Raw genomic sequence first — 24,446 nt, 5'->3', positions numbered from 1 at the left:
ATGTTCATCACAAGGAAGTGTTAACGCAGGAACTAATAGTGCAGTTATACCCCGCCTAAGCGGGGCATAATAGATCGATTACTCGACAACGGGGCCTTCTTCCTCACCACCGCCCTCTTGCCACTCTTCTTTATTGCCGGTAGAAGCGGCTAACCCACGCGGCTCACTATTGATCGCTTCATGGCCGGTTGAATGACTGCGCTCATGATCTTCGATATCAACGACCGGGCCCTCTTCTTCGCCACCGCCACTTTCCCACTCTTCTTTATTTCCAGTAGGAGCAGCTGCGCCGCGAGGCTGGTTTTCCAACACTCCCTCGTGACCTGCTCCCTGGACAGTGCTAGTACTTGTAGTAGTACCTGTATCAGTGCTCGTGTCAGTCTGAGCAAACACCAGAGGGCTTGCGGTCAAACCTAACGCCACGCCTAAGATACTAATTTTTTTCAACGTTTCCTTGTTCATAGCGATTCCTTTTTTGGCTACATGTGCCTGGATAGCAAACAATCATTTAAAACCCACACTACATATGTAGCAGTCGCATCACTTTTTGTAAAAGTTTTGTAAGACTTAGTTTTTAATCATTCGTTGGTCACAAGCAAAAATACTGGAGGTGGGAGCGATTGGTTTTAGCGTTCACCCAGCTGCCTCGGCTGGAAAACGATCCAGAAAAAAACTATAAAAAAAACGCCGAACAAGTCGGCGTTTGGCGTTTCAAAATAATCGTAAGCACTTAATAAGCGCTTATCCAATTAAGCATATGTGTTGATCATGGTGCCAACATTGCCATCTTTAGCCAGGCCGGGTTCAGCGCCCATATTAGCGGAAGCCATAATTTCAGTGACTTGCTGAGCTTGCATATCCAAAGCCTGTTTAAACAACTGCATTTGGGCCTGTTCTGCGGTTTGCGCTTGGTTCATATAAAGCGCTGTACTCACCGTATTGCTTATAGAAACATCCATAAACCTTACCCTTAAAAAACCAAACGTTGTCTTAGACTAGCAAAGATACAGGTTAGCCACAAAAAAACGATCGCTACCGCTATGCCTCATTATATCTAATCAAGATCCAAAACGATCTGCTCGAAATGGTGCCATATCAATTTCTGTAGGCTTGTCTTCCATCATATCAGCCAATAGCTGCCCTGTGGCCGGACCAAGGGTAAAACCTTGATGGCCATGACCAAACGCTAGCCATAACCCAGGGTGACGCGGTGCGGGACCAATGACAGGCTTCATATCCGGCAGGCAAGGCCGTGCGCCCTTCCAGGCAACCGTGTCGCGCCGCTCATCCAATGGAAAAATGCTCCGGGCTACTTTTTCTGCAGCGCCCAACTGCTGTTCATCGGCGGGCGATTCCATACGGTCTAATTCAGCCCCCGTGGTCAGGCGAACCCCTGCATTCATTGGCGCTAACAAATAACCAACTTCAGCATCCATCAACCAGTTATTTAATTTGGCGGGTGGCTTAGTGGCATAGTGCATATGGTAGCCACGCTTCACAAAAGTGGGGAAATGATAGCCAAGCCCTTTCATCCAATCGCCAGCCCAAGGCCCCAATGCTACTACCACCTCATCAGCTTCCAGCGTTTGCGCCTGGGTAACCACCCGCCAACGCTCGCCGACCTGCTCAATTTTTTGAATATCCGCCTGAAGAATTTCTCCACCATGTTTAGTCACATCGTCAGCGTAAGCGGCCACCAATGCGCCAGGATCCGACACGGTCCACGGATCTAGCCAGTGAATAGCACCTATAATATCGCTTCCCAGATTAGGCTCTTTACGCTCTATACCCGTGCGATCAAGTACAGCAAACTGAACGCCGTAAAGCGCACGCGCCTCTTCAGCCTCTTCAATACGCTTGTCCAAGCGCGCCTGAGTACGGTAAATCTCCAGCCAGCCTTCTCGGCGCACTAAATGCTCAGCACCTGCCGCTTCAATCATTGGCCCGTGTGCTTTTAGGCATAGCTGAATTAGAGAAGCCCATTGCGGAACGATTTTTTTATACTGTCGGGATGATGAGTTATGCCAATAACTTAATAGCGGAGAGGCAGCATTCAACATACCGGCTGCACGATAACGGATATCCACGCGCCGATTAGGCAACACGCTTAAAATTGTTTTCATGTCACGTGGGAATGCGTAGGGACGAACCGCCTCACGCTGAATAATGCCTGCGTTACCAAACGAGGTTTCACGACCAGGCTGACGGCGGTCCACCAGCGTTACCTGATGTCCGCGCTGCTGCAGATGCCATGCGATACTGACACCTACCATGCCTGCACCTAACACCACCGTTTGTCGCGTCATTTTATGCCCCTCGAAGTAGAATCCGTATTTACTATAAACAAAAACTAGAATTAATAAGCATTTGAAAAATATCACTAAACATCAGCCTTTTATATAGTCAAAAAATCTCTTTTAACTATCAAATACAGCAATTAAACCTACTAAAGATTTTATAACAGATGAGTTCACTACCAGGCGCTAATACTGCAGGATAAAAGAAGATAGACAGGTCTCAGAAACTCATACGGGAGGGTCGAATGCAGGTATGCAGAGTAAAAAAAAAGATGTATAGAAAAAAATTAGAAACGCAAAAAACCACAATTAAGTGGATAGAAGATAAAAAAATAAGGAGATCGACACAAGATATATAAGGAGAGAGGTTAATGGGGTGGATGATGGGGATCGAACCCACGACCACCGGAGCCACAATCCGGGGCTCTACCACTGAGCTACATCCACCACAACCTAAAACTGGGGCCTTGCTTCTATCAACTGGGGTGGATGATGGGGATCGAACCCACGACCACCGGAGCCACAATCCGGGGCTCTACCACTGAGCTACATCCACCATTGATAGCACTACTTAGAAGATCACCTAACCGGCTTTGACCATTTAAACGCTTTATTAATGGCACGCCCAGCAGGACTTGAACCCGCAACCTACGGCTTAGAAGGCCGTTGCTCTATCCGGTTGAGCTATGGGCGCACGTAAAGCATTCGAAACAAGCTGAATACCGATGAGCACTTGACCACAACCACGCTCGGAAAAGCAATGTACCACCTTTCACGTTAAGTGTGGTCGGGATGGAGGGATTCGAACCCCCGACATCCTGCTCCCAAAGCAGGCGCGCTACCAGACTGCGCTACATCCCGATTTATCACTCTTGACGCTTACCGCGCTGCCCGTCTCAAGCGAGGCATATATTACTATTTCTAGATTTAAAGTCAACACTTAATGCGATTGATTATGTAGATGCTTTGCCTTACCGCCCTGGCATGCGAAAATTACCTCTAGGCAAATGCTCAAGCAAAATCTGCTTTAGCGCTAAGTGTTTCAACCTCCACAGGGATCCTTGTCAATGACCGCCCAACTTATCGATGGAAAAGCCATCGCTGCTCATGTCCGCCAACGCGTTGCCGAGAAGATAGCAGCACGCAAGCTTGCTGGCGCTCGTGCACCAGGACTAGCCGTTGTTGTGGTCGGGGAAGACCCCGCGTCTCATGTCTATGTGAATACCAAGCATCGAGCCTGCAAGCAGGCTGGAATCCTGTCGTTCCAGCACGCATTGCCAGCAGATACCACTCAGCAGGCATTGGAAAACCTTATCGACCAGCTTAATGCGGATCCACGTATTGATGGCATTCTGGTACAGCTTCCACTCCCAGCTCATCTGGATGCCGGGCCTATTTTAGAGCGTATTCTTCCAGGCAAAGATATTGATGGTTTCCATCCCTACAACTTGGGCAGGCTTGCCCAGCGGCTACCGGCCCTACGCCCTTGTACACCCAAAGGGATAATGACTCTGCTCGCGCAAAGCAATCTTAGCGTACGCGGGCTCAATGCCACGATTGTTGGGGCCTCGAATATTGTAGGTCGCCCCATGGCCCTTGAGCTTATATTGGCAGGATGTACTACGACCATCTGCCATCGTTTTACGCGTGATTTAAAAGCGCATGTCAGCCGAGCGGATCTAGTCATCGTCGCGGTCGGTAAGCCCAGCATCGTAAAAGGCGAATGGATCAAAGAAGGTGCCATCGTGATTGATGTTGGCATTAATCGCCAGGAAGATGGCTCCCTGGTCGGTGATGTTGATTTTGCTGTAGCGGCCGAGCGGGCAAGCTTTATCACCCCCGTACCTGGCGGCGTTGGACCGATGACCGTTGCCACATTATTGGAAAACACCCTTGAAGCGGCTGAACGTCACGACGCTGAAGCCTAGGCTCACGATGTTTTAAATCCTCGATCGTTAATATCCGGCCGTTAATACTAGGTCTTTACTGCTGAATCTTTAATTTTTAACGTATGGACGATGGAGTCTACTCTATGAAGCGTATTGGTATTATTGGCGCGATGGCACAGGAAATTAACGTTCTTGTCGAACAACTCGACAACGCCGAACGCTATGAACACGCTGGATTTGTATTCCATACGGGTACACGCCACGGGCTGGAAATCGTGATTTTGCTATCGGGTATTGGCAAGGTAAATGCGGCAGTAGGTACGGCTATTTTACTAGAGCGCCATCAGCCGGATGCCATTATCAATACCGGCTCAGCGGGCGGCTTTGCAAGCGATCTCAAGATTGGCGATGTGATTATTTCAGATGAGGTTCGCCACCATGATGTAGACGCCGTAGTGTTTGGCTATGAAATTGGCCAGGTACCCGGCATGCCAGCGGCTTACCTGGCAGATAAGCTACTACGCGATATCGCCCGACAAGCCATTGCTACGGTCGGTGAAGTTAACGTTCGTGAAGGACTGATCGCAACAGGCGATGCCTTTATGGCGGACCCTGCCCGCGTCGCAGCGACCCGAGCGCAATTTCCTTCTATGCTAGCCGTGGAAATGGAAGCCGCCGCCATTGCGCAGACCTGTCATCTCTACCAATGCCCGTTTGTAGTCATCCGCGCGCTATCCGATATTCCAGGTAACGACGATAACCACCTATCCTTCGAGGAGTTTCTCGACGTGGCGGCCGCACACTCATCGCGCATGGTGGAAGAGATGCTTTTAGGGCTGGCAAGCGCCAATCAATAAAGCACTCTGCCCTACCACAAACAAACGGAGCCCACTGGCTCCGTTTGTTTTTTATACAGCGAAAGGTTACGCCTTGATTGACCACTCAAGCGACTCACCCGCCAGTAGCGGAATAATCTTTTTGTCTCCAGCATAGGGATAGCTTTCCGGCATATTCCAGGCTTTACGCTCCAGAGTAATCTTATCGGCGTTAGGCGCCAAGCCATAAAAGCGCGGACCATTGAGGCTGGCAAACGCTTCGAGCTTATCCAGTGCATTCATTTCATCAAACGCCCTGGCATATAATTCGATGGCCGCAGGTGCCGTATAAGCGCCAGCACAGCCACAGCTGGACTCTTTATCGCCCTGCGCATGGGGAGCACTGTCGGTGCCCAAAAAGAACTTGGGGCTACCGCTGGTAGCGGCCTTCAATAGTGCCTGACGGTGCTGTTCACGCTTAAGAATGGGCAGGCAGTAATAGTGTGGGCGAATTCCTCCGACCAGCATTTTATTGCGGTTAAACAGCAAATGATGAACGGTAATCGTCGCGGCTACATTATCCGGCGCTGAGGCAACAAACTCCGCCGCCTGCTGGGTGGTGATATGTTCAAAAACCACCTTAAGCGACGGATGCCGCTCCAGTAGGGGTTTCATTACCTGTTCAATAAATACCGCTTCCCGATCAAAGATATCGATATCGGCGGTGGTTACTTCGCCATGTACTAGCAGCGGCATGCCCACCTTGGCGAGCATTGCGATGGTTTCATCGCAATGGGCCAGATCCGTAACGCCAGAATCCGAATTGGTGGTGGCGCCTGCAGGATAGAGCTTGACGGCCTTGATAACACCGCTTTGTGCTGCGCGCTCAATTTCTTCTGGAGGCGTAGTATCCGTCAGATAGAGCGTCATCAACGGCTCGAACGCACTTCCTTCAGGCAGTGCGGACAAAATACGCTCGCGGTATTCAAGTGCCTGTGCCGTGGTCGTTACCGGTGGGGTTAAGTTAGGCATAATGATCGCGCGCCCCATCTGGGCGGCGGTATGCCCCACCACGGCGCTTAACGCCTCGCCATCGCGTAAATGAAGATGCCAATCATCGGGGCGGGTCAGGGTAATAACGTCCACGGCAAGTCCTAAGCAGGTAAAAGAAAAAAACGCCAATACAGTATACGCGATAAGGCTGGCAGAGAAATCTGCTCATCGTTGCCACAGCGCGTGCCAAGTATCGTATTATAACGGCACTTTTAGAGGTTCTAAGGTCCAATTGTTTATGCAAAACGTGCGACGCTATGCGGACATCATTGCCAGCATAGAAGGTTTGGTGTGGCTAGGCTTGGCCTGGTCAATCTCCATTTCGGTCCATAACGGGAGTACCGAGCCAACTTTGGCAGCTCTATTCATTGCTGGCGCACTAATTTTATTTAGCTGGGCGCATCGTCCTATGCGCTTTTTATTGCGTCGTTACCATATTCGCAAGCGGCGTACGGATATGTGGATCCATATCCTGGCTCTCCCGCTGTTATTAGCAATGTTTTTTCATATCATGGTAGAAGCAACATTCGGCGATACATGGCTGCCACCTAAAATGTTGCTATTCAATCTTTTAGCCTCAGCGGGTTGGCTTACATACGTTATGACCCTGATCATCAAATCTATTATCCACAATATTAAAACGTCCAAGAAATAGGTGGCCCATGCAACCCGCTCTGCCGCTTCCTCTCTCTACGCCTAACCGAAATCTTGTTCGCCTAACGATTGTACGCGGCATCACCTGGACAGGTTTTTTACTTGCAATCATCGTGGGCGTTGAGCTTTTAGGATTCAATTTACCGGTTACCGCCGTCGTAAGTGTCGTTATCGCGATGGGGGCTTTGAATATCGTCACTTGGTGGCGCCTGGGTCGTCCACGTGCGGTTGAGCATATTGAGTATCTGCTGCATCTATTAGCGGACATTACCGGACTAACGCTTTTATTCTATTTTTCTGGTGGTTCAACCAACCCGTTCATCACTTACTATCTGGTGCCGGTCACCATTGCCGCGGCAACGCTACCGTGGCGCCACGCCTGGGCTTGTGCTGGCAGTGCCATGGCCGGCTACAGTTTTTTAATGTTCTATTACCACCCAATCCCTCAACTAGGCCATATCAATAGCGATGTGATGCTTAACCTACATGTTCTGGGAATGTGGCTAAACTTTGGCCTCTCTGCGGGCTTGGTAACTTTCTTTATTTACAAAATGGCCTATGCATTACGCAGCCGTGATAAAGCCCTTTCGCGCACCCGAGAAGCGGCACTGCGTAACGAGCAGGTGCTGGCCGTGGCGACCCAGGCCGCCGGCACAGCCCATGAACTAGGCACTCCGCTCTCAACCATGGCCATTTTATTAAAAGAGATGCAGGAAGAAACTCCTGAAGATGGGACCCTGCATCAAGATATTCGCCTGCTTCGCCAGCAGGTCGATATTTGCAAATCGCGCTTACAGCACTTGGTTACCAGCTCTGATCGCCAACGCATGGCTGAGCCAGAAATATTGGATGCGCAGGATTGGCTGACCGGAGTGGTGCAGCGCTGGCTGGTATTACGCCCAGATGTCAGTCATCAGTTTGATATTACCGAAAAGCGCGGCAGGCCTTGGCTTGCGGTAGATACCACGCTGGATCAGGCGCTCATGAACCTGTTGAATAACGCCGCAGATGCCAACCCCGAGCATATCGCCGTTCGCCTGGACTGGCAGGAAGAGAGCGTGGTCATCGATATTCGCGATCACGGGCCGGGGATTGCCATGTCCATTGCTGACCAGCTTGGCGACACGTTTATTTCCACCAAGAGCAAAGGCATGGGAATTGGTTTGTTTTTAACCCATGCCACGATCAACCGCTTTGGTGGCGGTGTCAGCCTGTATAATCACCCCGAAGGCGGCACCCTGACAGAAGTGACGCTGCCGAGAAGTTCAGCCCCCAATTAAAGTGCAGACCTGCCTAAGTAATGTATTTAAAACGCGCTTTAATCAGTTTCAAACAACCACGCTGAGGACATCATGCAAACGACAGATCAACGCCTATTAATTATTGATGATGATGAAATGTTCTGTCATGTCCTGAGCCGTGCCTTTACTCGCCGCGGTTTTGAAGTAATGACAGCGCACGATGCCGACCAGGCGCTCGCTGTCGCAACTCAGTTTCAACCCACAATGGCAACGTTGGATCTAAAACTTGAAAATAGCTCAGGACTAAAACTGCTGCCTGACATGCTAGCTGCCGTTCCCAGCTGTCGCATTGTCGTTCTGACCGGCTACTCCAGCATTGCCACCGCCGTTGAAGCGATGAAGCTTGGGGCGGTTAACTACCTGTGCAAGCCAGCTGATGCAGACGATATTATTGCCTCGTTTGAGCAACAGGAGGGCGATCCCAATATTGAACTTGCAGATAATCCACCTTCAATTAACCGTATCACCTGGGAGCACATTCAAAAGGTGCTTCAAGAGCATGATGGGAATATTTCCGCGACGGCCCGGGCGCTAGGCATGCATCGCCGTACGCTGCAGCGTAAACTGCAAAAACGCCCTGTACGGCGCTAAGTAAATAACACCTCGTCACATTGACTGAGCGTAGCGGAAAGCGTTACTGGGCTGTCCAGCCTAGATCAATATTCCAACTTGCCCCGGTTACCGCGCCGGCGGCATCGGATGCTAAGTACGCCACCATTTGGGCGACTTCTTGAGGCTCGATCAAACGTTTAACCGCTGCGTTTTTAAGCATGATTTTTTCGACAACTTCCTGTTCATCCATATTATTAAGCTTGGCCTGATCAGCGATTTGATTGTCAACCAAAGGGGTTTTTACATAGGCCGGACATATCGCATTGGCAGTGATTCCTTGCGTTCCACCCTCAAGCGCTGCCGTTTTGGTAAAACCGATCAAACCATGCTTTGCACTAACATAAGCAGCCTTGCCCGGTGAGGCTACCTGCGCGTGCACCGAGGCGATATTAATAATACGCCCCCATTCTGCTTTGCGCATATGAGGCCATGCGGCCTGCGCCAATAAGAAAGGTGCCGTCAACATCAGATCAATAATCTGACGCCACTTCTCCTCAGGAAAATCTTCGATTGCCGACACATGCTGAACACCGGCGTTATTGACCAATATATCCACGCTGCCAAAACGTCTTACAGCATCGTTGACCGCCTCACGACACGCCAAGGGGTCAGTCAAATCAGCTTGGAAAAAAGCCGCACCAGCAGCATCAGCTACTTCCTTACCTGCCGAGTTAAAGTCGACCGCAAGCACTTGATAGCCTAATTCGCAAAAATGCTTGACGACAGCCGCGCCAATGCCGCTGCTAGTGCCTGTTACTAGGGCGACACGAGGTGTTGAGCCTGTTTGAGACGTCATTCAGCGTTCCTTTTCGAGTAAGTAAAAACTGCTTAGCGAGAAACTCTATGAGTATAGAAGCCTCTTCAGTCTGATGCATACTCCTTACACACTGTTTACCCTAAGCTTTCCAGTAATGGGCGCGATTGCAAGCCGCGTCAATCACTGTGATTATCTGCATCTATTGGCGAAATGAGCGCGGCTACGCCACAATAAGCGCCGCTTCCCCTATTTAAACCCTCGACATCAGGAGCTCTTACATGTTTGTGGTAATTTTTGGCAGAATGTCCTGCCCTTTTTGTGTTCGCGCCAAATATCTTGCTGAACGGCTGGAATCAGCGGGTAAAATAGAGGGGTATCGCTATGTCGATATGCCTTCTGAAGGCGTGACTAAGGAAGACATCGCTAAAACAGCGGGTAAGCCCATTTACACGGTCCCTCAAGTATTTGTTGATCAAACGCATGTGGGCGGCTTTACAGAATTTGACCAGTTCGTTCGTGATAAGCAGTTACTCACGTCTTAGGGCTATAATTCAGCTCCTTCTACGCTGCGGGGTTTGGCAAGGAAACGCCCTGCTTTGCCCCTTTCAATTCTTTGCTCCCCAGCCCGCCACCGCGATAAAACCACGCGATCACTAGCGAAGGGTTACCGGCACTAAGCTAACTTTTGCGTTAAATATACCCCTTCTCCGCGTTGAAAACGGGGCTTAGCCGTTTGCCTATACTGAAGGGAACAAGTCATTTACTTCTAATAGAGCTTGTTTAGGCGGAGAGGACACCATCATGCAACGTGATGAATTCATACAACAGCTGTGGCTTGATTACATTCACATGCATCCTGATATTGGTGCCTTGAGACTCTGGCCACTGTCCACTATGCCGGAGTACTTAACCCTCGTTACGCTTAACCATGGCTCTTTTGCTGCTTCTGCCTTAAATAGCCGACTTGCGCATATGGGGTATCGCCATGTCGATCACTATGCCATGGCAGATAAAGGACTACTGATCCATCTACTCGCCCCCAATGATAACGGCAGTTGGCTTGTATTAGCCGAGCTGCAGCTTGCCACACTCCCCAAATCCCCGCGTGAGGCGCTGGGCGTACTGATCAATCAATCCCATCCTCAGGATTGCGTTGGGCATAATCTGCTGTGCCGTGGGCGCCCGTGGCCGATGCCTACCTGGCGACTTTACCAACAGATTCAACACGCCAGCCCATTGGCGGCTTGGATAGCCGTAATGGGGCCTCGTTTGCATCATGCAGGTTTTGATTGTGAAGCGCTAGGCAACTCGTTAACTGAGCTCAATGGTCAACTAGCGACGGAGGGCATGCCCTGCTTAAAAGAATCTCATAACGGCGTTTTCTCGCATTCATCGCTGATAGATCATTACTTTTACCCCACCATGCCGCAAAAGGTAACGTTTAGTGAAGGCGATGAGCACCGCCTGTGTCTGGGAGGACTAGCGCTGACTGAAAAGCACATAGAGGCAGGCCATGAAAGGATTGCCCAACTATTAATGCCGGCCCATGCGCGTTGCGAAATTGCTTAGGCGGCCATCCAAGACCGCCCAGTTGCGAAACTAGCGCTTAATCAGCAAACGTCATTTCCGGCACGTGGTCTGGCACTATCAACTTACCCGCTGTCTTTTCGATAATTTCCTCAACACTCACCCCTGGCGCACGCTCTTTAAGGACAAACGCACCATCTTTAATTTCCAGATAGGCCAAATCAGTCAGCACGCGATTAATACACCCAGCACCAGTAAGCGGCAGCGCACATTTTTCCAGCAGCTTGGATTCGCCATGTTTAGACGCATGAGTCATGGTACAAATAATATTTTCAGCGCCTGCCACTAAGTCCATGGCGCCGCCCATCCCCTTGATCAGCTTCCCAGGGACCATCCATGAAGCAATATTGCCTTCCTGATCGACCTCAAAAGCGCCAAGCACGGTTAAATCAACGTGCCCACCACGAATCATGGCAAATGACTCAGCGGAGGAGAAAATAGCAGCTCCAGGCCGGGCCGTTACGGTTTGCTTGCCTGCATTAATCATATCGGCATCCAGCTCTTCCTCGGTCGGGAAACGGCCCATACCCAATAGGCCGTTTTCCGACTGGAGCATGACGTCGATTCCATCAGGAATGTAATTGGCAACCAGGGTGGGAATACCAATACCCAGATTGACGTAGAAACCATCTTCAAGCTCGCGTGCGACACGCTGTGCCATTTGTTCTCGTGTTAAAGCCATGGTGGCAACCTCGTTATTGGACGTTAAAAAAATAGAGTGAGCCGTTATGCATCAAGAGATTAGCTATGCAGCGTGCGTTTCTCGATGCGCTTCTCGAACGTGCCTTGAATGATTCGATCCACATAAATTCCCGGCGTGTGGATCTGACTAGGCTCAAGCTCACCTGGCTCTACAATTTCTTCAACTTCAACCACGGTAATTTTCCCCGCCGTTGCCGCCAATGGATTAAAGTTTTGCGCGGTATGACGGTAAACCACATTGCCATAGCGGTCCGCTTTCCACCCTTTCACGATCGCGAAATCACCCACCAACGCTTCTTCCAGTATGTAATGGCGCCCGTTGAATTCGCGTACTTCCTTGCCTTCACCAATCGGCGTGCCATAGCCCGTCGCGGTATAAAAAGCCGGAATACCGGCGCCCCCGGCACGCATTTTCTCAGCAAGCGTCCCCTGCGGAGTCAAAATAACCTCTATTTCGTCATTGAGCATCTGCTGCTCAAAGAGCGCGTTTTCTCCCACATAAGAGGCAAATATTTTACTGATCTGGCGGTCTTCCAACAGTACGCCCAAACCAAACCCGTCGACGCCGCAGTTGTTGGAGGCGACCGTGAGATTTTTGACCCCTCGGCGTTTAATTTCTGCAATTAGGTTTTCCGGAATCCCGCATAGCCCAAAACCACCAGCCAATACGGTCATACCATCTTCGATACCTTCCATCGCTTCTGCGTAGGAACCTACACGCTTATCAAATCCTGCCATTGCTCGGCCTCACATTATTGTCGGTGGTTCGTAAAATGCGCTTGTCGATAATCTCAGTGTTGTCTCTGTTAATATATTTGTTAAGTTTGTTTTTCTTATCAATTAATTTTAAAAATTTATAAAAGAGAATCATATGACGGTAAAGCAGCTACGGGCTTTCCTAGTGGTCGCCCAAACCCTTAGCTTTACACAAGCCTGTGAACGTCTGCATCTTTCTCAGCCTGCCTTAAGCTTAGCCATTAAAGGGCTGGAGGCCTCACTGGGTGGCAAATTACTTATCCGCAGCACGCGAAGCGTGCGCTTGACGCCGGAAGGAGAGTCCCTGTTACCGCTGGCCAAGCATCTGCTCGCCCAATGGGATAATACCGAAGAACGCCTGCGCCAGCGGTTTACGCTTCAGCTTGGTAGACTTAGCGTAGCCGCCATGCCCTCGTTTGCCTGTAATCTCTTGCCCGCTGCAATGGTAAAGTTTCGTCATCTATACCCTAAAATCAATATCACGGTACATGACGTTATCAACGAAGAAGTGACGGAGATGGTGCGCTCCCGTCAGGTTGAAATGGGGATCATTTTCTCTTCTGAAGGGGCGGATCGCCTGACCTTTACGCCGCTTTTTGATGATCATTTCGTTGCTGTGCTTCCGCCCAGTTCTCCACTCATAAGCAAATGTTCTCTGACGTGGGCTGAGCTTTTAAACAATGACTTTATTACCCTCCAGCGGCCCTCTATGGTGCGCCGCTTGTTAGAGCAGGCGCTAAACCAACAGCATATCGACTTAACCGTGGCTTTTGAAAGCCATCAGCTTTCAACCGTAGGACGCATGGTGGCAGACGGGCTGGGGGTTAGCGCTGTGCCATCAATGTGTATTCGTCAAATGCATGAACTGGGCGCACACTGTGTACCGCTAACCGCCCCCAGTATTTCCTGCCAAGTGGGGATTATCACGCATCAAGAGCTATCCGTGGCAGCTCAAGCGCTACAAACAGTGCTGATTGAAACGGTACAAGCGCCTTGCTTTCCTTGAATGGCAGAATCCTTTTAGCACGTTGTGCTGGGCAGTATGAGCTTGATCCATTAGCATTAAAGGCATTTATTAGTTTTGGCGAAGGATAGGTATGGCGATTTTCAAGGGTTTCGTCAGCATTGTGTTACTCACGCTTAACACCCTTTTTTGGGGCGTACCGCTTATTGCGCTGACCTTTCTAAAGGTTATTATTCCCGTAAGGCGCTATCGAAACTGGATACTGAAAGGCCTATGCGCGGTAGCGCTCAACTGGATTGGAGTTAACTTGTGGTGGATGAAGCGCTGGCTGAAACCCCAGATCAATTTTTCGGTTCCGGATACGCTGAGCCCTCAGCAGTGGTGGCTGGTTATTTCTAATCATCGCAGCTGGACCGATATCTTTATCCTGATGATGGCCTTGCATCGCCGTATCCCAATGCCACGTTTTTTCCTAAAGCGACAGTTAATCTGGATTCCCATTGTAGGGCTTGCCTTTTGGGCGCTTGAGTTCCCCTTTATGCGTCGCTATAGCCGGGAACAGATCACCAAACAGCCTAAGCTGGCCACCATTGATCGGCACTCCACAGAACAGATGTGTCGGCAAGCGCGCCATGCCCCCATCACTATTATCAATTTCATTGAAGGCACTCGGTTCACAGCGGTTAAGCGCGATGTGCAGCAAAGTCCCTATCAGCACTTATTGCGCCCTAAAGCGGGCGGGGTTGCACAGGTACTTGGCCTGCTTGGCGATCAATTGAATGGTATCCTTGACGTAACGATCAGTTACGCTAATCCGTCGCCGACTTTTTGGGGATTTTTATGTGGTAAGGAAGCGCCCATCACACTAAACGCGCACCAATTAGCCATTCCCCAATGGATGTACGAATCCAACTACCACGATGAAAAGCAGCACAAGGAACGCTTCCACGCATGGATCAATTCACTTTGGATGGAAAAAGATGCCCTGTTGGACAGCCAAACCGACCACGCCTAGCTGGCTGGCTTTGCACCTGTTTACTGATTAGCCTTTTGGCGGGGTGTGCGAGCTCTCCTTCTTCAAATCAACGCGCCGCTATACCGACTAACAGCACCAGTCAGCTGAACGGCAACTGGGTGGAAGTTCAGCGTGGGGATACCCTTGGAAAACTGGCTAACCGCGCCAATGTGCCTCTTGAACGCCTTGAGCGCTTTAATCCGGGGGTAAATACCCGGCGCTTGGCCGTTGGACAGCGATTGCTGATACCTACGCAACAAGAACGTGCTCCCTCAGGCGGCCCTTATCGCTATCAGATTCGCGCCGGTGATACCTATTCAAGTATCGCCCGCCACTTTGGTACGACCAGTGGGCGCATTCAGAGTGCCAATGCAGGCACGTCACCTACGGCCTTGAGAGTGGGCCAAATCGTGAGCGTACCGCTTAGCAGCAGTGCCCCGCGTAGTACGCCTGCCAGCAGCTCCGCTTCTTCAAGCTCAAGCCCAACGCCCCCACCGGCGGCTACTTCATTGCCTGCCTCCGCGCGCCGCTGGCCCTGGCCGCTTGAAGACTATCGCGTGGTTCGACGCTTTGGCACGGATAGCCGAGGAACATTACAGCCAATGTTACTCGCCACCCAGGCAGGTGCTCGCGCAAAGTCGGTCGCTGCCGGCGAGGTACGCTTTGCCGATGGCATGCGCCAGTTAGGTGAAGTCGTTATCGTGCATCATGCGGATAATCTACAGACGGTGTATGCGCTTTGCTCGCGCACGCTGGTTTCCGTAGGCCAGCAGGTGAAAGCGGGTGATGAGCTTTGCGAAATAGGTAAGAGCAACGACAGCCAGCGCTATGATCTGCTGTTTGACCTACGCCAGGGAGGTAAGCCTATCGACCCACGCCAGGTACTGCGTTAAGCGTTTGAGCCTCAAGTAAACCTTGAAAAGCCCTGGAAATATTCCGGGGCTTTTTTTGGCTTAAACTTTTGCGCTTTTAATCATGTAAGGCTTAATTAGCTGCGATAGATTGACGGAACCGCGATAAACTGGCTTAACCGCGAAAGTAGCTGGGCTTGATAAATGGCATGGACGTCACGGTTACGGGCAGCTGTTTACCACGAACTTCCGCAAATATGTTACTTCCCTGACTTTCCCACTCACGGCTGACATAGCCCATGGCTACCGGCGTCCCAACGCTTGGGCCAAATGTACCCGACGTCACCACACCAATTTCATTACCTGCTGCATCCAGCAGTATGGCACCTTCACGAATAGGCGCCCGGCCTTCGGCCTGAAGCCCAACGCGCTTACGTGAGTGATCTTTAGCATCAACTTGATGAAGAACCAGGTCAGCCCCTGGGAACCCCGCTGGGCGCTCACCGCCATGACGACGAGGCTTGCCAATGGCCCATATCAACCCGGCTTCCACAGGCGTCGTTGTGGTATCCATATCATGCCCGTAAAGACACAGTCCGGCTTCCAGACGCAACGAGTCGCGGGCACCCAGGCCGATGGCCTCGACTTCCGGCTCAGCCAGCAACCGCTCTGCAAATGCTTCACAAGCATCTGCTGCGATGGAAATCTCAAATCCGTCTTCACCAGTATAACCACTGCGGCTCACCCAAACCTCGTGCCCGTCAATGGTAAAGCGCTGATGCTGCATAAACACCAGTTCGCACGCTTCTGGGCAGAGTCGCTGCATAACCACATGTGCCTGCGGTCCTTGCAATGCCAGTAAACCGCGGTCTAGCGGCTCAATCTCATGAGTGGCGCCCAGATTGGTACGTAAATGTGCTAAATCTTGGTCTTTACACGCGGCGTTAACTACCAAATAAAAGTGATCGCCAGCGTTAACTGCCATCAAATCATCAATAATCCCGCCGTCCGTGCTGGTAAATAACCCGTAGCGCTGCTGGCCTTCTTGTAGGCCTACCAGGTCCGCCGGAATAAGCGTTTCGAGTGCGCTTGCCACATCAGGTCCTGACACCAGGATCTGACCCATATGCGATACATCGAACAAGCCGCACTGCTGGCGCGTATGTTCGTGCTCTTTTTTAACTCCCAGCGGGTACTGCACAGGCATGGCATACCCGGCAAAAGGCACCATCTTGGCGCCTAATTTAAGGTGCAATGCATGAAGTGGCGTATGCTTTTGATCAGTCATGAAATTTCCTTGGTTAAAGCGAGAAACGGGAAGCCATGGCCATAGCTTCCCGATTCAGTTACTGCGTAAGCACTAGCCGAGCAAATGTCAGACGCGGCTTATTTGTCATGATCCAGTTCTTCGCCTGCTAAAATCTCTTTACCGGCAAAGTAGTCTTTAGTCAGCTTGAATACCACGGGCGACAGCAGCGCCAAGGCAATCAAGTTGGGAATCGCCATCATGGCGTTGAAGGTATCCGCCATTAACCATATAAAGCCCAGTTGCGCGATGGCGCCCAGCGGAATGGCCAGTACAAACAGTACGCGATAGAGCATGATCGAGCGTGTTCCAAACAGGAATTGGAAACACTTCTCGCCATAAAACGACCAGCCTAGAATCGTCGTGAATGCGAAGATAGCCAAGGCAATGGCCACAATTTGGTTACCAAAGCCGGGGAGCGCCTGGTCAAACGAGAGCGCGGTCAGCGAGGCCCCCTCTTCGCCCGTTTGCCATACCGTTGAGGTCAAGATAACCAGCGCGGTAATCGTACAAACGATAATGGTATCAATGAACGTTCCCAGCATCGCAATAAGACCCTGGCGCACTGGGTTTTTAGTATTGGCGGCCGCATGGGCAATGGGCGCGCTACCTAGGCCTGCTTCATTGGAGAAAATCCCCCGCGCGACACCAAACCGAATAGCGGCCATCACCGCAGCGCCTGCAAAACCGCCGGCTGCTGCGATCGGGTTAAAGGCATAATAGAAAATCAGGCTGAACGCTTCGCCGATTTGGCTCGCATTGACGATCAGCACCAGTATCCCGGCAACTACATACGCAATGCCCATGATGGGCACCAGCTTACCGGCCACCTTGGCAATACGCTTGATCCCGCCAAGGATAACGGCCCCGGCCAGCACCATGATAACCACACCGGTCAGCCAGTGTGGAATACCAAACGTGGCATCCATGGCATCCGCCACCGAGTTAGACTGCACGGTATTGCCAATCCCGAAAGCGGCTACCGCGCCGAAAAACGCGAACAGACCGCCGAGCCACAGCCATTTTTTGCCCAGGCCATTTTTGATATAGAACATGGGGCCGCCCACGTGATAACCGGTACTATCGGTTTCCCGGTAACGTACGGCCAGTACCGCTTCAGCAAACTTGGTTGCCATGCCGACAAGCGCGGTAATCCACATCCAAAACACGGCGCCAGGGCCACCTAAGGCGATAGCAGTGGCTACCCCCGCGATGTTGCCTGTACCAATCGTAGCTGATAGCGCCGTCATTAATGCGTTAAAAGGCGAAATCTCACCGTCTTGACCGGCTTTTTCGGGCACGCTTTTCTGGGTCGATTTAGCATCACGCCCCTGCCAAAGCAGACTGAAGCCCATACCCAGCTTTCGAATGGGCATGAACTTTAGACCAATTTGCAGATAGATACCCACACCTAACAGCAAGATCAACATCAATGGGCCCCAAACCACCCCATTGATCGCCCCAAAAAGGCTATTTAAAGTTTCCACATGTCTCTCCTTACCCTGTTAATTCGCTTGTTTTATAAGTGTTTGACGGTCGAATCACCGACATTCGCTTTTATTTTGTCTAGCAAATCTAGCGCTGTCACGAATAACCCTTTCATGGGTATAACGCATGAAAGAGATGCTTCACATACTTAAGATCTATTGAGGGTTGCCGCAGCCTTGAGCGAAACAACAAAAGCCCTTAGCTGCCTAACCTGACTGTTTTACACCATTTCATAAGGGGTCTTCCATGCCTATGCTGCTTATACATGGCAGATGCGTAAGAGACCTCATCGCCTATTAGCCGGATGAGTAGCTAAAAATGCGCTCTTTTAGCCTCAATGGCGCATTTAAGAAATTTGTTTCCGATGAGAAACACGTTAACATGCTTAAAAATTCGCTTATTGCCTGGAAGGCTGACAGTCGCAAAGGCGACCGACAAGCGCTAGTATTCACCAGTCCAGACAATTGTTTCATAAAGGGAATCATCATGAGCAACCTTCCTGCTAACCTTCGTTACGCTAAAAGTCATGAATGGGTACTTGATCATCAAGATGGTACGGTCAGCATTGGCATTACTGATCATGCCCAAGAGGCGCTTGGCGATGTGGTATTTGTTGAACTGCCCGAAGTAGGCCAAACCCTTAGCCAGGGTAAAGAATTCGGCGTTATCGAATCGGTCAAAGCGGCCTCGGATCTCTACTCGCCGGTTAACGGTGAAGTCATTGAGGTCAACGAAGCGCTCGAAGACTCACCTGAAACGGTTAATGATGCGCCCTATGAAGGCGGCTGGATGATGAAAGTCCGCCTGACCGACCAAAACCTGGATGGTTTGCTTGATGCAGATGCCTATCAAGCCACTATAAGCGCTGACGATTAATTATGTTTGCTGAGCCTGCCTAATTGGCAGGCTTTGTATTTAGCCCCCCTGCAAAGCTTCTCTTTCACGCTCGGAATCTTCTCATGCCTTTTGAAACACGCCGCTTGGCCGAACTGGCCGACCACGATGCTTTTATCAAACGTCATAATGGCCCTAACGCCGCCGACGTAGATACCATGTTGAACGTGCTCAATATGCAGCGCATGGAAGATCTGATTGAGCAAACCGTGCCCAGCGACATACGCCTTGGCCGCGAACTCAATCTGGATGACCCCAGCAGTGAAGCAGAAGCACTGGAATACCTAAGCCAGCTGGCCCGTCAAAACCGTGTAGCCAAGAGCTATATTGGCCAGGGCTATTACGGCACCTATATGCCGGCGGTTATTCAGCGTAACGTGCTGGAAAACCCAGGTTGGTATACTGCTTACACACCTTATCAGCCGGAAATTTCTCAGGGTCGCCTGGAAGGGCTGCTTAATTTCCAGCAGGTCGTTATGGACTTGACCGGTATGGAGCTGGCTAACGCTTCCTTGCTGGATGAGGCCACCGCAGCAGCCGAAGCGATGGCGCTATGCAAACGGGCAAATAAAAAGAGCAAGTCAAACGTCTTTTTCGTTGCCGACGACATCTTCCCGCAAACCTTGGATGTGGTAAAAACCCGCGCCACATTTTTCGGTTTTGAGCTGGTGTCAGGCCCGGCAGATACGCTGGCCGACCACGATGTATTTGGTGCGCTGCTCCAATACCCATCGGCAAGCGGTGATGTGCGCGATCTAGCGCCCCTGTTAAAAGCGGCCGCTGAACGTAACATAATGACCTGCGTTGCCTCTGACCTACTCAGTCTGGTGCTTCTCAAAGAGCCGGGCGCACTAGGTGCCGACATTGTGGTTGGCAACTCGCAGCGTTTCGGTGTGCCCATGGGCTTTGGTGGCCCGCACGCTGCTTTCTTTGCTACCTCTGACAAGCTCAAACGCTCAATCCCCGGCCGGATCATCGGCGTTTCAAAAGATAGCCGGGGCAACACGGCGCTGCGCATGGCGATGCAAACTCGCGAACAGCATATACGTCGTGAAAAGGCCACTTCGAACATCTGCACGGCGCAGGCGCTTTTAGCCAATATCGCAGGCTTTTACGCGACCTACCATGGCGCTGAAGGGCTACGCAAAATCGCCGGACGCGTCCACCGCTTAACCACGTTGTTAGCCGAAGGCTTAACGCAAGCGGGTATCACTTTAGCGCATGACAGCTGGTTTGATACGCTGCGCTTAGCGCAGGTAGATGCAGGTAAAATCCATGGCCGCGCCATGACACACGATATCAACCTACACTATTTCGCCAATGGCGATGTAGGCATCAGCCTGGATGAAACCACGACTGCACAAGATGTTGCTACGCTATTTGACGTGCTGCTGGGCAACGAGCATGGGCTTTCCGTGGCAGCTCTTGACGAGCAGGCGATTGCCAAAGGCGCAACAGGCATTCCGGAAGCCTGCCAGCGTGAAAGCGATTTCCTGAGCCACCCCACGTTTAATCGCTATCGCAGCGAAACAGAAATGTTGCGCTATCTAAAGCGGCTGGAAAATAAGGACCTGTCGCTTGCCCATGCGATGATTCCGTTAGGCTCCTGCACCATGAAGCTAAACGCTACCAGTGAAATGATCCCGGTTTCCTGGCCTGCGTTTGCCCACCTGCATCCGTTCGCGCCTCGCGACCAGGTGGCAGGCTATCATCAAATGATTGATGAGCTCGCTGCGTTTCTGGTGGAAATCACAGGTTACGATCATATCTCGATGCAGCCTAACTCAGGTGCTCAGGGTGAATATGCGGGTTTGCTGGCCATTCGTCGCTATCAGGATGCCCAGGGTGAAACGCACAGGACTGTGTGCTTGATTCCAAGCTCTGCCCATGGCACCAACCCGGCAAGTGCGGCCATGGTCGGCATGGACGTCGTGGTGGTTGAGTGTGACCAAAACGGCAATATTGATATTGATGACTTAACAGCTAAAGCTGCGCAGTACAGCGACAAGCTTTCGGCAATTATGATCACCTACCCCTCTACTCACGGCGTCTTTGAGTCTCACGTGCGTAAGGTATGTGAAGTAGTACACCAGCACGGCGCGCAGGTGTACGTAGATGGTGCCAATATGAATGCCCAGGTAGGGTTGACGCGCCCCGGCGATTTCGGAGGCGACGTATCACATCTTAACCTGCATAAAACCTTTTGCATTCCTCATGGCGGCGGCGGCCCGGGCATGGGGCCCATCGGCGTTAAAGCCCACTTGGCGCCTTATGTTTCCAATCACGTGGTTACCCCTATTAACGGGGTTAACGCTGATAGCGGCGCCGTTTCAGCGGCGGCATTTGGCAGCGCCTCAATCCTGCCTATCTCGTGGGCCTACATCAAGATGATGGGTGCGCGCGGCCTGCGTGAAGCGACGCAGTTAGCCATCCTCAATGCTAACTACATCGCCAAGCGTTTGGAGGAGTCCTATCCCATTCTCTACCGTGGAACCAGCGGACACGTGGCCCACGAATGTATCATCGATATTCGCCCGCTTAAGGCTACGTCTGGCATTAGCGAGGAAGATATCGCCAAACGTTTGATGGACTATGGCTTCCACGCACCCACTATGTCATTCCCGGTGCCGGGAACATTGATGATCGAGCCCACGGAATCCGAGTCCCTTTACGAAATCGACCGCTTCTGTGATGCCATGATTGCCATTCGTGAAGAAATCAAACGTGTCGAAAATGGCGAGTGGACGCTGGAGAACAACCCGTTGGTTAATGCTCCGCATACCCAGGCAGACATTATGGACAGCCAGTGGGAGCGGCCTTACGACCGCCAGCTGGGCGCGTTTCCGTCAGAGGCGGTGATGGGAGCCAAGTACTGGCCAACGGTCAACCGCGTGGACAATGTATTTGGGGATCGCCAGCTTATCTGCTCTTGCCCCAGTATCGATGAATATCGCCGCTAAGAGTACGGCAAACCAGTAAGCAGCTAATGAACGCCTTTGATCGCTTTTATTCGGATATCAAAGGCGTTCTTTCTTGAATACGCTGCCTATAAAAGCCGTCTAGCAGCTTTTCATAGCGTTTAGGCAGCACAGAGTCACGGCGACGCAACAGATACAGCTCTTCATTAACCGCATTGGGCAATGTCAGCGCCTTTACCTGGCGCTGCCAGGGTGAGGTTTCAAGTACCAATAGTGATACCACCGTGAAACCCAGCCCCCTCGCGACAGCGTCCAGCACCATACTCACCTCATTGGTGAATCCTTGATGGCGAAAATGCGTCATTGAGCGAAACTCATCCGGATAGTTAGCTCTCAGCAACGCATTAGCGTGGTTAATGCCGTCGTAATAGTTGAGAAATCCTATCCCCATGAGATCGGACAGCGTATTACCAGCAAAATCCGCCGGCACTACCAAGCATAAAGGCTCTTTATGCCAGAGAGTGCAGGTAAGCTCAGGATTGTTAACCGCTTCGGTGACGATTCCAATATCGTAGCGCCCCTCCAGCAGGTCATTCACAATCTCATGATTAAAGGCAAAGCTATAGTTGACGGTTAAATTAGGGTGCATTTGCTGCTGCCCTAAAATATACGGATAAAACATGAGCCCGACACTGCCCGGCGAAGCAATCCGGCAGTCGCCGCTATCCAGCGAGTCATCATCTAAACCGTGGCGAAACTGCTCATGTTCGGCAAATAACTTTAAGGCGTAATCGTAAGCGCGACGCCCTGACTCGGTTAACGTGAAACTGCGCCCTTTGCGTTCCAGCAGCGTCTTATCGAGATACGTTTCCAATTTACGAACGTGTTGACTGACCCCCGGCTGCGTCATTTCCAGGCGGTGTGCCGTTCGGGTAAAACTACCAGTCTCTACCAAGGTAATAAATGTCCGAAAATACAGGGCATTAAACATAATAAAACGCCATCTTCTTTAGCCACCATGTGCGCGCATTTTGCGCATAGGGTAGCACAGTAAGGGTTAACGCTGGTGGCGCTGTACCCTCTGCTATAGCGTGGTAGTATGCGATAAGATGAAAAATGACCAGGAAACGATGCACTAATGACCTTACCTATAACACCTCGCGCCACTATCTCTAGCATTATTTCTCCCGAAGGGAGCTTGGAAGTATTGTCTCAGCAGGAGGTCAATCGCCTTCAGAATACGTCGCAAAATGGTTTACACGACTTACTGCGTCGCTGTGCGCTTGCGGTATTAAATTGTGGCCAGCCTACCGATGATAGTGTCGCCATTCTTGAGGCTTACAAGGATTTCGATATAGAAGTGCTGCAGCAGGATCGCGGGATTCGCTTAAAGCTGACCAATGCCCCGGCAGAAGCCTTTGTCGATGGTCAGATGATCCGCGGTATTCGCGAACATCTCTCGTCTATCATTCGCGATATTGTCTACGTCTATAATGAAATTCAGCACCATAATCGGTTTGACCTTAGCACTGCAGAAGGTACGACTAACGCCGTTTTTCATATCTTACGCAAGGCAGGTACCTTAAAGCCGGGCCGCGACCCCAGCCTGGTAGTTTGCTGGGGTGGTCACTCTATTTCTCGTGAAGAGTATGAGTACTCAAAAGATGTGGGCTATCACTTAGGCCTACGCGATTTAGATATTTGTACTGGCTGTGGCCCTGGCGCCATGAAAGGGCCCATGAAAGGTGCGAACGTCGCCCATGCCAAACAGAGACGTAAGGATGGCCGCTATCTAGGGATTTCGGAGCCGGGCATTATTGCCGCCGAAGCGCCGAACCCCATTGTCAATGAGCTGGTGGTAATGCCCGATATTGAAAAACGCCTGGAAGCGTTTGTTCGCCTAGGGCACGGCATTATCGTTTTCCCCGGTGGTGTGGGTACAGCCGAAGAAATTCTCTATCTACTCGGCATACTTCTGCATCCGAATAACAGCGATATCCCCTACCCGCTTATTTTTACAGGACCTGCGGACTCAGCGGCGTATTTCCAGAAAATAGATGAGTTTCTGGTTTATACCCTGGGCGAGGACATTCGTCGCTATTACACGATCATTACCGGTGACCCAGTGGCGGTGGCCCGAGCAATGCGTCAGGGCATTGACACTATCAAGGAGTTTCGTCGTAACCAACAGGATGCCTTTTACTATAACTGGCGCTTGACCATCGCCCAGGACTTTCAGGCAACGTTTGAGCCCACCCACGAAGCCATGCTTGGGCTTGCTCTGCACCGTCAGCAACCCAAGCACGAGCTTGCCGCGAATCTGCGCCGGGCGTTTTCGGGCATTGTGGCCGGTAACGTTAAAGAGCAGGGAATACGCGCCATTGAAGCGCATGGCCCCTTTGTACTCACGGCAGAGCCAGCTTTAATGCAGCGCCTGGATGAGCTACTTACCTCGTTTGTCGCTCAAGGGCGAATGAAGCTGGATGGTCAGCCCTATACACCCTGCTACGTTCTTAAATAATACGTTCTCAAAAAACGTACTATTGCGCGATAAACCTTACGCATTGCAGCCGTGATAACGGCTGTA

General features: G+C 51.2%; 23 protein-coding genes and 4 tRNA genes. 13 read left to right on the top strand and 14 right to left on the bottom strand.

The genetic code is table 11. The features are described 5' to 3' along the window. Positions 1–78: 78 nt before the first annotated feature. The 7 genes from ACT3R7_RS05210 to ACT3R7_RS05180 form a co-directional block, all read right to left on the bottom strand. Complete coding sequence (locus ACT3R7_RS05210) at positions 79–462, bottom strand: hypothetical protein (protein ID WP_417419931.1); 384 nt, start codon at positions 460–462, stop codon at positions 79–81. 287 nt (positions 463–749) lie between these two features. Then, positions 750–959 carry a putative motility protein gene (locus ACT3R7_RS05205; RefSeq protein ID WP_417419930.1) on the bottom strand — a complete coding sequence of 70 codons (210 nt, stop codon included), beginning with the start codon at positions 957–959 and terminating at the stop codon, positions 750–752. Between the two features lie 99 nt (positions 960–1,058). Continuing rightward, on the bottom strand, positions 1,059–2,306 hold the full coding sequence (locus tag ACT3R7_RS05200) for an NAD(P)/FAD-dependent oxidoreductase (protein ID WP_192538681.1): 1,248 nt from the start codon (positions 2,304–2,306) through the stop codon (positions 1,059–1,061). 363 nt (positions 2,307–2,669) lie between these two features. Beyond that, positions 2,670–2,744, bottom strand: a tRNA-His gene (locus tag ACT3R7_RS05195). 34 nt (positions 2,745–2,778) lie between these two features. Next, positions 2,779–2,853: transfer RNA gene (locus tag ACT3R7_RS05190), tRNA-His, on the bottom strand. Between the two features lie 61 nt (positions 2,854–2,914). Continuing rightward, positions 2,915–2,991, bottom strand: a tRNA-Arg gene (locus ACT3R7_RS05185). A gap of 90 nt (positions 2,992–3,081) precedes the next feature. Then, a tRNA-Pro gene (locus ACT3R7_RS05180) sits at positions 3,082–3,158 on the bottom strand. A 206-nt stretch (positions 3,159–3,364) separates the two neighbouring features. Here ACT3R7_RS05180 and folD point away from each other — a divergent pair. Both folD and mtnN read left to right on the top strand, forming a co-directional pair. Then, a complete protein-coding gene (folD, locus tag ACT3R7_RS05175) occupies positions 3,365–4,225 on the top strand; it encodes a bifunctional methylenetetrahydrofolate dehydrogenase/methenyltetrahydrofolate cyclohydrolase FolD (RefSeq protein WP_192538682.1) in 861 nt (286 codons plus the stop codon). A gap of 104 nt (positions 4,226–4,329) precedes the next feature. After that, positions 4,330–5,043, top strand: a complete 714-nt coding sequence (gene mtnN, locus ACT3R7_RS05170; protein WP_192538683.1) for a 5'-methylthioadenosine/S-adenosylhomocysteine nucleosidase — start codon at positions 4,330–4,332, stop codon at positions 5,041–5,043. 66 nt (positions 5,044–5,109) lie between these two features. On the opposite strand, the gene pyrC is transcribed toward mtnN, so the two are convergent. Then, complete coding sequence (pyrC, locus tag ACT3R7_RS05165) at positions 5,110–6,147, bottom strand: dihydroorotase (RefSeq protein ID WP_417419929.1); 1,038 nt, start codon at positions 6,145–6,147, stop codon at positions 5,110–5,112. A gap of 145 nt (positions 6,148–6,292) precedes the next feature. On the opposite strand from pyrC, the gene ACT3R7_RS05160 reads away from it, so the two are divergent. From ACT3R7_RS05160 to ACT3R7_RS05150, 3 genes are all read left to right on the top strand, one after another. Continuing rightward, positions 6,293–6,709 carry a hypothetical protein gene (locus ACT3R7_RS05160; RefSeq protein ID WP_192538685.1) on the top strand — a complete coding sequence of 139 codons (417 nt, stop codon included), beginning with the start codon at positions 6,293–6,295 and terminating at the stop codon, positions 6,707–6,709. Between the two features lie 7 nt (positions 6,710–6,716). Beyond that, positions 6,717–7,988, top strand: coding sequence for an ATP-binding protein (locus ACT3R7_RS05155; RefSeq protein ID WP_192538686.1), 1,272 nt, complete (start codon positions 6,717–6,719; stop codon positions 7,986–7,988). Between the two features lie 72 nt (positions 7,989–8,060). Continuing rightward, positions 8,061–8,600, top strand: a complete 540-nt coding sequence (locus tag ACT3R7_RS05150) for a response regulator transcription factor (RefSeq protein WP_192538687.1) — start codon at positions 8,061–8,063, stop codon at positions 8,598–8,600. 43 nt (positions 8,601–8,643) lie between these two features. Here ACT3R7_RS05150 and ACT3R7_RS05145 read toward each other — a convergent pair whose 3' ends face one another. Then, positions 8,644–9,417 (bottom strand): 3-hydroxybutyrate dehydrogenase, encoded by a 774-nt coding sequence (locus tag ACT3R7_RS05145; protein ID WP_192538688.1) that lies wholly within the window; start codon positions 9,415–9,417, stop codon positions 8,644–8,646. Between the two features lie 239 nt (positions 9,418–9,656). On the opposite strand from ACT3R7_RS05145, the gene ACT3R7_RS05140 reads away from it, so the two are divergent. Beyond that, positions 9,657–9,920, top strand: coding sequence for a GrxA family glutaredoxin (locus ACT3R7_RS05140; RefSeq protein ID WP_192538689.1), 264 nt, complete (start codon positions 9,657–9,659; stop codon positions 9,918–9,920). Between the two features lie 259 nt (positions 9,921–10,179). Then, positions 10,180–10,947, top strand: a complete 768-nt coding sequence (locus tag ACT3R7_RS05135; protein WP_496198851.1) for a DUF1338 domain-containing protein — start codon at positions 10,180–10,182, stop codon at positions 10,945–10,947. Between the two features lie 37 nt (positions 10,948–10,984). Here the strand turns inward: ACT3R7_RS05135 and ACT3R7_RS05130 are convergent, their stop codons facing one another. Continuing rightward, positions 10,985–11,647 (bottom strand): CoA transferase subunit B, encoded by a 663-nt coding sequence (locus ACT3R7_RS05130; protein ID WP_192538691.1) that lies wholly within the window; start codon positions 11,645–11,647, stop codon positions 10,985–10,987. 59 nt (positions 11,648–11,706) lie between these two features. Beyond that, entirely contained in the window at positions 11,707–12,405 is a 699-nt protein-coding gene (locus tag ACT3R7_RS05125; RefSeq protein ID WP_018916080.1) for a CoA transferase subunit A, read from the bottom strand. A 133-nt stretch (positions 12,406–12,538) separates the two neighbouring features. On the opposite strand from ACT3R7_RS05125, the gene ACT3R7_RS05120 reads away from it, so the two are divergent. From ACT3R7_RS05120 to ACT3R7_RS05110, 3 genes are all read left to right on the top strand, one after another. Further along, positions 12,539–13,429, top strand: a complete 891-nt coding sequence (locus ACT3R7_RS05120) for a LysR family transcriptional regulator (RefSeq protein WP_192538692.1) — start codon at positions 12,539–12,541, stop codon at positions 13,427–13,429. Between the two features lie 91 nt (positions 13,430–13,520). Further along, a complete protein-coding gene (locus ACT3R7_RS05115; RefSeq protein ID WP_192538693.1) occupies positions 13,521–14,402 on the top strand; it encodes a 1-acylglycerol-3-phosphate O-acyltransferase, YihG family in 882 nt (293 codons plus the stop codon). Positions 14,403–14,521: 119 nt separating this feature from the next. Next, a complete protein-coding gene (locus ACT3R7_RS05110; RefSeq protein WP_192538694.1) occupies positions 14,522–15,295 on the top strand; it encodes a murein hydrolase activator EnvC family protein in 774 nt (257 codons plus the stop codon). 133 nt (positions 15,296–15,428) lie between these two features. Here ACT3R7_RS05110 and gcvT read toward each other — a convergent pair whose 3' ends face one another. Both gcvT and ACT3R7_RS05100 read right to left on the bottom strand, forming a co-directional pair. Next, positions 15,429–16,541: a glycine cleavage system aminomethyltransferase GcvT gene (gene gcvT, locus ACT3R7_RS05105; protein ID WP_192538695.1), complete on the bottom strand. Its 1,113-nt coding sequence runs from the start codon at positions 16,539–16,541 to the stop codon at positions 15,429–15,431. Between the two features lie 98 nt (positions 16,542–16,639). Then, on the bottom strand, positions 16,640–18,046 hold the full coding sequence (locus ACT3R7_RS05100; RefSeq protein WP_192538696.1) for an alanine/glycine:cation symporter family protein: 1,407 nt from the start codon (positions 18,044–18,046) through the stop codon (positions 16,640–16,642). A 487-nt stretch (positions 18,047–18,533) separates the two neighbouring features. Here ACT3R7_RS05100 and gcvH point away from each other — a divergent pair, with 487 nt between their 5' ends. Together gcvH and gcvP are read left to right on the top strand one after the other, a co-directional pair. After that, positions 18,534–18,923: a glycine cleavage system protein GcvH gene (gene gcvH, locus ACT3R7_RS05095; protein ID WP_018916074.1), complete on the top strand. Its 390-nt coding sequence runs from the start codon at positions 18,534–18,536 to the stop codon at positions 18,921–18,923. Between the two features lie 83 nt (positions 18,924–19,006). After that, positions 19,007–21,901 carry an aminomethyl-transferring glycine dehydrogenase gene (gcvP, locus tag ACT3R7_RS05090; RefSeq protein ID WP_193091988.1) on the top strand — a complete coding sequence of 965 codons (2,895 nt, stop codon included), beginning with the start codon at positions 19,007–19,009 and terminating at the stop codon, positions 21,899–21,901. A gap of 46 nt (positions 21,902–21,947) precedes the next feature. Here gcvP and ACT3R7_RS05085 read toward each other — a convergent pair whose 3' ends face one another. Beyond that, a complete protein-coding gene (locus ACT3R7_RS05085) occupies positions 21,948–22,850 on the bottom strand; it encodes a LysR family transcriptional regulator (protein ID WP_018916072.1) in 903 nt (300 codons plus the stop codon). A gap of 147 nt (positions 22,851–22,997) precedes the next feature. Between ACT3R7_RS05085 and ppnN the strand changes: the two genes are divergently transcribed. Next, positions 22,998–24,380, top strand: coding sequence for a nucleotide 5'-monophosphate nucleosidase PpnN (gene ppnN, locus ACT3R7_RS05080; protein WP_226940170.1), 1,383 nt, complete (start codon positions 22,998–23,000; stop codon positions 24,378–24,380). Positions 24,381–24,446: the final 66 nt, after the last annotated feature.

Source organism: Halomonas sp. AOP43-A1-21 (assembly GCF_052376775.1).
In the GTDB taxonomy this organism is placed as follows: Bacteria; Pseudomonadota; Gammaproteobacteria; order Pseudomonadales; family Halomonadaceae; genus Vreelandella; species Vreelandella colorata.
The sequence above is the reverse complement of the archived record's forward strand: the minus strand, read 5'-3'. Positions and strand labels throughout refer to the sequence as shown.

Coding starts and splice junctions, on each gene's coding strand:
- ACT3R7_RS05205 (WP_417419930.1), bottom strand. CDS start 959: ATGGATGTTTCTATAAGCAATACGGTGAGTACAGCGCTTTATATGAAC.
- ACT3R7_RS05145 (WP_192538688.1), bottom strand. CDS start 9,417: ATGACGTCTCAAACAGGCTCAACACCTCGTGTCGCCCTAGTAACAGGC.
- ACT3R7_RS05120 (WP_192538692.1), top strand. CDS start 12,539: ATGACGGTAAAGCAGCTACGGGCTTTCCTAGTGGTCGCCCAAACCCTT.
- ACT3R7_RS05115 (WP_192538693.1), top strand. CDS start 13,521: ATGGCGATTTTCAAGGGTTTCGTCAGCATTGTGTTACTCACGCTTAAC.
- ACT3R7_RS05130 (WP_192538691.1), bottom strand. CDS start 11,647: ATGGCTTTAACACGAGAACAAATGGCACAGCGTGTCGCACGCGAGCTT.
- ACT3R7_RS05125 (WP_018916080.1), bottom strand. CDS start 12,405: ATGGCAGGATTTGATAAGCGTGTAGGTTCCTACGCAGAAGCGATGGAA.
- ACT3R7_RS05160 (WP_192538685.1), top strand. CDS start 6,293: ATGCAAAACGTGCGACGCTATGCGGACATCATTGCCAGCATAGAAGGT.
- ACT3R7_RS05155 (WP_192538686.1), top strand. CDS start 6,717: ATGCAACCCGCTCTGCCGCTTCCTCTCTCTACGCCTAACCGAAATCTT.
- ACT3R7_RS05200 (WP_192538681.1), bottom strand. CDS start 2,306: ATGACGCGACAAACGGTGGTGTTAGGTGCAGGCATGGTAGGTGTCAGT.
- ACT3R7_RS05150 (WP_192538687.1), top strand. CDS start 8,061: ATGCAAACGACAGATCAACGCCTATTAATTATTGATGATGATGAAATG.
- gcvP (WP_193091988.1), top strand. CDS start 19,007: ATGCCTTTTGAAACACGCCGCTTGGCCGAACTGGCCGACCACGATGCT.
- mtnN (WP_192538683.1), top strand. CDS start 4,330: ATGAAGCGTATTGGTATTATTGGCGCGATGGCACAGGAAATTAACGTT.
- gcvH (WP_018916074.1), top strand. CDS start 18,534: ATGAGCAACCTTCCTGCTAACCTTCGTTACGCTAAAAGTCATGAATGG.
- ACT3R7_RS05135 (WP_496198851.1), top strand. CDS start 10,180: ATGCAACGTGATGAATTCATACAACAGCTGTGGCTTGATTACATTCAC.
- folD (WP_192538682.1), top strand. CDS start 3,365: ATGACCGCCCAACTTATCGATGGAAAAGCCATCGCTGCTCATGTCCGC.
- ACT3R7_RS05085 (WP_018916072.1), bottom strand. CDS start 22,850: ATGTTTAATGCCCTGTATTTTCGGACATTTATTACCTTGGTAGAGACT.
- ppnN (WP_226940170.1), top strand. CDS start 22,998: ATGACCTTACCTATAACACCTCGCGCCACTATCTCTAGCATTATTTCT.
- ACT3R7_RS05210 (WP_417419931.1), bottom strand. CDS start 462: ATGAACAAGGAAACGTTGAAAAAAATTAGTATCTTAGGCGTGGCGTTA.
- ACT3R7_RS05140 (WP_192538689.1), top strand. CDS start 9,657: ATGTTTGTGGTAATTTTTGGCAGAATGTCCTGCCCTTTTTGTGTTCGC.
- gcvT (WP_192538695.1), bottom strand. CDS start 16,541: ATGACTGATCAAAAGCATACGCCACTTCATGCATTGCACCTTAAATTA.